General features: G+C 70.7%; 6 protein-coding genes and 1 pseudogene. 3 read left to right on the forward strand and 4 right to left on the reverse strand.

Annotation, left to right across the window (positions count from 1 at the left end; all coding sequences use genetic code 11):
- From IQ216_RS09720 to IQ216_RS09730, 3 genes and pseudogenes are all read right to left on the reverse strand, one after another.
- Positions 1 to 1,466 (reverse strand): annotated as a pseudogene (locus IQ216_RS09720) (conjugal transfer protein TrbE); the annotation flags it as partial.
- Entirely contained in the window at positions 1,460 to 1,729 is a 270-nt protein-coding gene (locus IQ216_RS09725; RefSeq protein WP_193815315.1) for a hypothetical protein, read from the reverse strand. The pseudogene IQ216_RS09720 and the gene IQ216_RS09725, both read right to left, overlap by 7 nt.
- Entirely contained in the window at positions 1,722 to 3,494 is a 1,773-nt protein-coding gene (locus tag IQ216_RS09730) for a DUF3352 domain-containing protein (RefSeq protein ID WP_228007357.1), read from the reverse strand. Before IQ216_RS09730 ends, IQ216_RS09725 begins: the two co-directional genes overlap by 8 nt.
- Between IQ216_RS09730 and IQ216_RS09735 the strand changes: the two genes are divergently transcribed.
- From IQ216_RS09735 to IQ216_RS14260, 3 genes are all read left to right on the forward strand, one after another.
- Positions 3,493 to 3,831 (forward strand): rhodanese-like domain-containing protein, encoded by a 339-nt coding sequence (locus IQ216_RS09735; RefSeq protein ID WP_228007358.1) that lies wholly within the window; start codon positions 3,493 to 3,495, stop codon positions 3,829 to 3,831. The genes IQ216_RS09730 and IQ216_RS09735 overlap by 2 nt on opposite strands.
- Positions 3,832 to 3,940: 109 nt before the next feature.
- Positions 3,941 to 4,930: a heat-inducible transcriptional repressor HrcA gene (locus IQ216_RS09740; RefSeq protein ID WP_193815318.1), complete on the forward strand. Its 990-nt coding sequence runs from the start codon at positions 3,941 to 3,943 to the stop codon at positions 4,928 to 4,930.
- Positions 4,931 to 5,092: 162 nt separating this feature from the next.
- A complete protein-coding gene (locus IQ216_RS14260; protein ID WP_228007359.1) occupies positions 5,093 to 6,070 on the forward strand; it encodes a 20S proteasome subunit A/B in 978 nt (325 codons plus the stop codon).
- A gap of 33 nt (positions 6,071 to 6,103) precedes the next feature.
- On the opposite strand, the gene trpB is transcribed toward IQ216_RS14260, so the two are convergent.
- Positions 6,104 to 7,265, reverse strand: a 1,162-nt coding sequence (gene trpB, locus IQ216_RS09750; RefSeq protein ID WP_193815319.1) for a tryptophan synthase subunit beta, incomplete at its 5' end; no start/stop codon positions are given.

The following is a 7,265-nucleotide window of genomic DNA, read 5'->3' on the forward strand; positions in this document are numbered from 1 at the left end:
CCGAGCACGGCGGCGCGGGCCGAGCGGCCTTTGTCGAAGACGAAGACCTGCGCGTGGGCGTAGCGCTGCCATTGCAGCGCGAGCATCGCGAGCAGGACCGATTTGCCCGCCCCCGTCGGGCCGAGGATCAGCGTATGGCCGACATCCCCGGCATGCAGGTTCAGCCGGAAGGGCGTCGTCCCGTCTGTGCGCGCTTCGATCAGGGCTGGCGCGCCTAGGTGCCTGTTCTGCCGGTCGCCCGCCCAGACCGCGGAGAGCGGCACCATATGGGCGAGGTTCAGCGTATTGAGGATCGGCTGGCGGACATTGGCGTAGACATGACCGGGCAGGCTGCCGAGCCAGGCCTCGACCGCGTTCAGGCTTTCGGCGATCACCGTGAAGCCCTTGCCATTGATGATCCGCTCAGCCTGACGGGCGCGGTCATCGGCGGTTTGCGGATCATCGCTGGCGACAGTGATCGTGGTCGTCACATAGCCATAAGCGACGAGATCTGACCCAAGTTCCTGGAGGGCGGCATCGGCATCGCGCGCCTTATTGTCGGCGTCGGTATCAAGCAGCGCGGAGGGTTCCTGGAACATGGTCTCGCGCAGGACCGCGGCCACCGATTTGCGTTTGGAAAACCAGTGGCGGCGCTTGCGGCCGAGGACCTTCTCTGCCTCGGCCTTGTCCATCGCGATGAACCGCGTCGACCAGCGATAGGCAAAGCCCTGGCGGTTCAGCTCATCCAGCAGTCCCGGCACCGTTGACCCGGGAAAGCCAAGAAGTGTCAGGACGCGGAGGTGCGCTTCCCCGATCCGGGGTTCGAGCCCGCCGGTGAACGGTTCGTCTGCCAGGATCGCATCGAGGAAGACCGGGATCTCGGGCGCGGCGACCTTATGGCGACGGCTGGAAATGCAGGCGTGCAGGTAGGTCAGGGTCTCCTCATCCGAGAGCGGCGCGATCTCGGAAAGGGCGGTCGAGAGGAGATCAAACGTGCGCTCGGCCTGCTGCCGGAAGACCAGCAGCCGGTCGCGCCATCCGGCGCCGCTTGGGCGTTCCGGCCGCTCGATCAGCGCCTTCTCGGCGCGGGCATTGGTATCGGGGGGCGGGAGCCAGAGCAGGGTGAGATAATAAGCGCTCTCAAACCGGGCGCCGCCTTCTTCTGCGGTGACGCCGCGCTCCTCATCGACGAGCCAGGAAACAGGATCCGGAAATTCCGAGGACGGATAGTCACCGGCTTCCTCCCGCGAGGCTTCGAAGAAGAGCGCCCAGCCCGAGCCGAACCGGCGGAGCGCGTTATTGACCCGCGCCATCACCGCGATCAGTTCCGGCTCGGTCGAGCTCTCAAGATCGGGCCCGCGATAACGGAAGGTGGTCTGGAACGCGCCGTCCTTGTTGAGCACGACGCCGGGCGCCACGAGCGCCGCCCAGGGCAGGTAGTCGGCGAGAAGCCGCGGACGGGCGGCGTATTCGGAGAGGTTCAGCATGAGAGGTGTTCCTTGTGCCGGAGCGCGCGGAGGAGCGTCGCCATGAAGTCAGGGTCCCGGCGGGCCAGGAAAACCGCCGCTGAGTGTCCGATGAGCCATACCGCCAAGCCCGGGATCCAGAGCYSCAGGCCGAGGCGACTGAGCCGCTCCACCACCTCCCGGGTGCGGCGCCGCCCCTCGGGGGTGAGCTGGCGCAGCGCATCGTCCCGGCCGGGGCAGCGCTCCTCGGCGATGCCGTGGCGGAGCAGCAGCAGCTCAGCCAAAATCAAGATCCAGCCTGAGATGCAGGCCATCGCCGGGTTCCGGCTCCAGCCCCAAGGCCAAGCCTTCCACGGCAGCATCGAGGGGTTGCCCAGCGAGGCTGGTGAGCAGCCGCCAGACCGGCCAGCGGCGCAGCCGGGCCCTGGCGGTTTCAGGGCCGCTGGCCCACTGCAGGGGCGCTTCGGGCAGGTCCAGGGCATCCAACGCCCACAAGCGATCCCGGGGAACGGGCCCTGCCTGGCGCCGCTGATCCAGCACGGCCAGGGTCTGCCCCCACCACGCCTGGCCCGCCTCCACCTYCCGCGCTCCCGCCAGGCTCACGCTGAGCTGGGGGCCGTTGCGGCGCTGGCGCCCAGCCCCCTCCTGAGCGTCGAGCCTGGTCCACACCTGCTGGCTGCCCCCATCCGGGCGCTGCAGGGTGGCCTTCACCAGTCCAAGCCCGTCAAGGGCAGGCTGGAAAGCGGCCGGTTCAGGCTGATCGGCCGGCGTGGCCAGCAGCCAGCCCTGGGGTCCCTGGCTCCAGAGCAGCGGGCCAGCATCGGCCGCCATCACCACGCCGGGCAGGGGGCCTGCATCGGGTTGCTGCAGCAACCTGGCCAAGAGCGGGGCCCAGGATTCTGGCCAGTGGGCCGAGTCCTGGAGCAGGCCCAGGCTGTCGCTGGAGCCCCGCAGCCCCGCCTTGAGCGCAGCAGCCAGGGCGGGATCGAGGCGGGAGCTCCAGGCCGCCTGAGTTGGAGGCGCKGGGGGCRCAGGCTCGGCGRAGGCGGATGGATCTTCGGGCTCAGGGGGATCTGACCGCTGCTGGAACTGGGTCTGGGCCTGCGATTCCGGCGTCAGCGCCAGCAGCGCCTCCAGCGCCAGCCGGCGCCCGCTTGGGCGCAAGGCCACGGTGCCCGACTGCAGCGGCAGGGTGGAGCGCCTGGCATCTCCCCCGGCGGCCGGCAGGTCCAACCAGGATCCCAGGACCGCCGGCCGGAGCTGCATGAGCAGGGTCCCCTGCCCCAGGCGCTGCACGGCCTGACGGAAGGAGGGGTCGGCCGCCAGGTTGAGTTCGCCGATCTGGGACACGTCGAGGGCCTGCTCCAGCACGCCTCGCCCGGAGGCCAGCAGCACGAGGTCGTCGTCGATCAGGGCCGTGGCGATCGGCACGGGCTGGCTGCCCAGCAGGGCCCCCCGGCCACTGATCACTCCCATGCCGCGGTAGCTCGAAACCTGCAGATCCGTGCCGGCGAGGCTGCGGGTCTGCCAGAAGCGCTGCAGAAAGCGGCGGGCACCGTCGCCATCGCGGCTGTGCAGGGCCAGCAGCCAGCCATCGGGGGGCTGGCCGGGTTGACTCGCCACCAGGGCCAGACCGGTTTCGGCGCCGAGCCAGCTGGCCAGCTCCCCCGGGTAGTCGAGGCCGGCAGCCGCGAAGGCCCCGTCGCGCAGCCGGGCCACCGCCTCAGCGGCCTGGCGGCGCTGGCGGACCGGCGCCTGGGCGCGGGCGTAGTCGACGGGCTGCTGGGGATCGCTCAGCAGGAACAGCCCCAGGGCGGCCGTGCGCGGCACGAAGCGGGCCGAGCTGGGCACCACCAGGGCGCGCCGCTGGAGCTGCAGGGGGGAGCGCTGCCACAGCAGCCAGCCCGCACCAGCGGCGAGGCCCAGCAACAGCAGGGTGACCGCCAGCACCACCGCCAGGAAGGGACGGGCTTTCATGCGTCCAGGCAGGCCGTCATGCAGACGCAGCAGGATGCGCCCATCCTGCACCGAACACCAGCCCGTGGACATGCCGATCAGCATCAAGGCCCGCGACCTGCAGCAGCGTCTGGCCGCCGGCGAGGCCATCCAGCTGGTGGACGTGCGCGAATCCGAGGAGCTGGAGCTGGCCCGTCTGCCCCTGCCGGTGATCCATCTGCCCCTCAGCCGCTCCCAGGAGTGGCTGGGTGACCTGCCCGCCCGGCTGCAGCGCGACGTTCCGGTGGCCGTGCTCTGCCACGCGGGGGTGCGCAGCTGGCAGTTCGGCTGCTGGCTGATCCAGGAACACGGCTACGACGCCGTCTGGAACCTGGTGGGCGGCATCGATGCCTGGAGCATCCAGGTGGACCCCGCCGTACCGCGCTACTGAGCACCGCGTTTCTGGCGCTGCCCAGGCCTGCGTTACCGAGCGTCCACGCTGACGGCGTAACCCCCTCAGCCCTCCCTACCATCCAGCCACTCCGGATCGGGGGCTCGTCTTGGCGCAGAACCTCTCTCCCCGTCAGCAGGAGGTGCTGCGCCTGGCCGTGCGCCACTACGTGGACACCGTGGAGCCCGTGGGCAGCCAGACCCTGGTGCGCCGCTTCGCCCTGCCGGCCAGCTCCGCCACGGTGCGCTCGGCCATGGGGGTGCTGGAGCAGCGGGGGCTGCTGACCCAGCCTCATACCTCGGCCGGCCGCATCCCCAGCCAGCTGGGCTACCGGGAGTACGTCGACCGGCTGCTGCCAGCGCCGGGAGCCGCGGCCCAGCAGCTGGACCGGGAGCTCGCCGGCCTCAGTCTGCACTGGACGGCCCTCGACGATCTGCTCGTGCACCTCGGGCGGCGCCTGGCGGACCTCACCGGCCTGCTGAGCCTGATCACCCGCCCGATCAAGACGCAGCAGCGCCTGCAGGAACTGAGGCTGGTGGCCAGCGGCGACCGGCTGATCGTGTTTCTGGTGAGCGGCTCAGTGGCCGGCGGCAACCTCAACCTGCGGCTGCCGCCCAGGGCCACGCCCGAGCTGGCCCGGCTGGAGGACTGGATCAACCGGCAGTTGCGGGCCCACCCCGAGCAGCCGATTGCCTGGCAGCAGTTGCCGCAAGAGCTGCGCAGCAGCGGCCACCTGCTCCGCCAGGCCCTCGACCAGCAGCAGCCGCTCGCAGCGCCGGGCGCCAGTGCCGTGGCCAGTGGCATGGGTGGGCTGCTTGCCCAGCCGGAGTTCAGCCAGACCGCCACGCTGCGGCCCCTGGTGCAACTGGTGGAGGCCACCCCCTACGAGCTGCTGGGTCCCCCGACCGATGCCATCTGGATCGGCCAGGAACATCCCCATGGCGCCCTGAAGGCCTGCGCCGTGGTGCAGGCCGGCTACAGCAGCCTGGACGGGGCCCGCGGCCATGTGGCCCTGGTGGGGCCGATGCGCATGGCCTATGCCACCGCCCGGGCCGCCGTGCAGTCAGTGGCTGCCACGCTGACGCGGCTGCTGAGCTGATCAGCTAGCGGGCTGCCAAGCTGCAGAGAAGCAGCAGCTGAGCCCCTCATCCCCAGCGCCCGATTCCATGGACCCCGTTCCTGCCGCAGGCCAGACCGCACACCGGCAGACCCCACACCGGCAGAGCGTTGAGACTTCCGCCCAGCCGTCCGGGGTGGAGGCATGACCTATTGCGTCGCCTTTCTGCTGGATTCCGGGCTGGTGTTCGCCTCGGACTGCCGCACCAATGCCGGGGTCGATTACATCTCGACCTACAGCAAGATGCACGTGTTCCAGCCGTCGCCGGACCGGCTGTTCGTGCTGCTGGCCGCCGGCAACCTGGCCACCACCCAGGCGGTGCTGAACCAGATTCAGCGCGAGCTGAGGGAACAGGGGGTGGGACCGATCGGCGCCACCCAGACGGGGAAGCCGGTGGGCAGTGGGCCTGGGCTCAGCGGCGAAGCGGGCGATCCGCCCCTGCAGACCAGGGTGTTCGCCGGACTGGATGCCGCCGGCCAGGCGCGACCCACGGCGAAGGTGCAAGAGGCCGGCCAGCCCCCTGACGCCACGGTGCCGCGTTGCGAGRCCCCCAGCCAGGAGGCTCAGGACAGCCCCCCCGAGCCCGACGCTACGGGCCCGAATCTGCTGACGGCCCGCTATCTCTTTGAGGCAGCCGACTACGTGGGGCGCACCAGCGTGGCGGTGCAGGACCGCCACAAGGCATCGCTGCACCAGTCGGGCGCCAGCGCCGAGGCCACCTTCATCCTGGGCGGCCAGATCGAGGGGGACCGCCACGGCCTCTATCTGATCTACCCCCAGGGCAATGCGGTGATGGCCACGCGGGAAACGCCGTTCCTGCAGATCGGCGAGAGCAAATACGGCAAGCCGCCCCTCGACTTCGTGGGCCACTGCGGCCTCTCGCTCGAGGACGCCGCCCGGCTCTGCCTGATCTCCCAGGTGATCACGCGCCGCTCGAACCTCTCGGTGGGCCCGCCCTTCGAGCTGGCGCTGATGCCCGCCAATGAGCTGCGCATCTCGCGGCGCATCAAGCTCAAGAAAGGGGCCCCAGAGATCAGCCGCTCGATGGAGGTGTGGGCCGGCTGCATGCAGGAGGGCCTGCAGCGGCTGCCACGCTTCGCCTGGGAAGAACATCCGCTGTAGCCAGCCGCCAGGCCCGGCAGCCGGCCACCGGTCTCAGCCCCGCAGCTGATCCCCCAGCCGGTCGGCCACGGTGTTCACATCCTTATCGCCGCGGCCGGAGAGATTGAGCACCACCTCGGTGCCGGGCGCCAGGGTGGGGCAGAGGGCGTCGAGGGCCGCGAAGGCGTGGGCGGTTTCCAGGGCCGGGATGATCCCCTCCAGCTCGCTCACCAGCCGCAGGGCCGAGAGGGCATCGTCGTCGGTGACGGCGAGGTAATCGGCCCGGCCGATCTCGCGCAGGTAGCTGTGCTCGGGGCCGACGCCGGGGTAGTCGAGGCCGGCACTGATCGAGTGGGCCTCCTGCACCTGGCCCTCGGCATCCTGGAGCAGCAGGCTCATGGCGCCGTGCAGCACGCCGATGCGGCCCTCGGTGATGGTGGCGGCATGGCGGCCGCTGGCCACCCCCTCGCCGGCGGCCTCCACGCCGATCAGGCGCACGGCGGTGTCCTGCACGAAGGGATGGAACAGGCCCATGGCGTTGGAGCCGCCGCCCACACAGGCCACCAGCACATCCGGCAACCGCCCGAAGGCCTCCTGGCACTGGGCCTTCGCCTCCTTGCCGATGCAGGCGTGGAAGTCACGCACCAGCATCGGATAGGGATGGGGGCCCGCCACCGAGCCGAGGATGTAGTGAGTGCTCTCCACGTTGGTCACCCAGTCGCGGATGGCCTCGCTGGTGGCGTCCTTGAGGGTGGCGCTGCCTGCGGTCACCGGCTGCACCGTGGCGCCCAGCAGGCGCATGCGGAACACGTTGAGGGCCTGGCGGCGCATGTCCTCGGCGCCCATGTACACCACACACTCCAGACCGAAGCGGGCGCACACGGTGGCGGTGGCCACGCCGTGCTGACCGGCGCCGGTCTCGGCGATCACCCGCTGCTTGCCCATGCGCAGGGCCAGCAGGGCCTGGCCGAGGGCATTGTTGATCTTGTGGGCGCCGGTGTGGTTGAGGTCCTCGCGCTTCAGCCACAGGCGCGGACCGCCCTCGGGGCGGGCGTAATGGGCCGTGAGCCGCTCGGCCTCATACAGCGGGGTCGGCCGGCCCACGTAGGTGCGCAGCAGGTGGTTGAGACGGCCGGTGAAGGCGGGATCGGCCCAGGCCTCGGCGGCGGCAGCCTCCAGCTCCGCCAGGGCCGGCATCAGGGTTTCCGGCACATAC

Origin of the sequence: Cyanobium sp. LEGE 06143 (assembly GCF_015207535.1) — a bacterium.
Lineage (GTDB): Bacteria > Cyanobacteriota > Cyanobacteriia > PCC-6307 > Cyanobiaceae > NIES-981.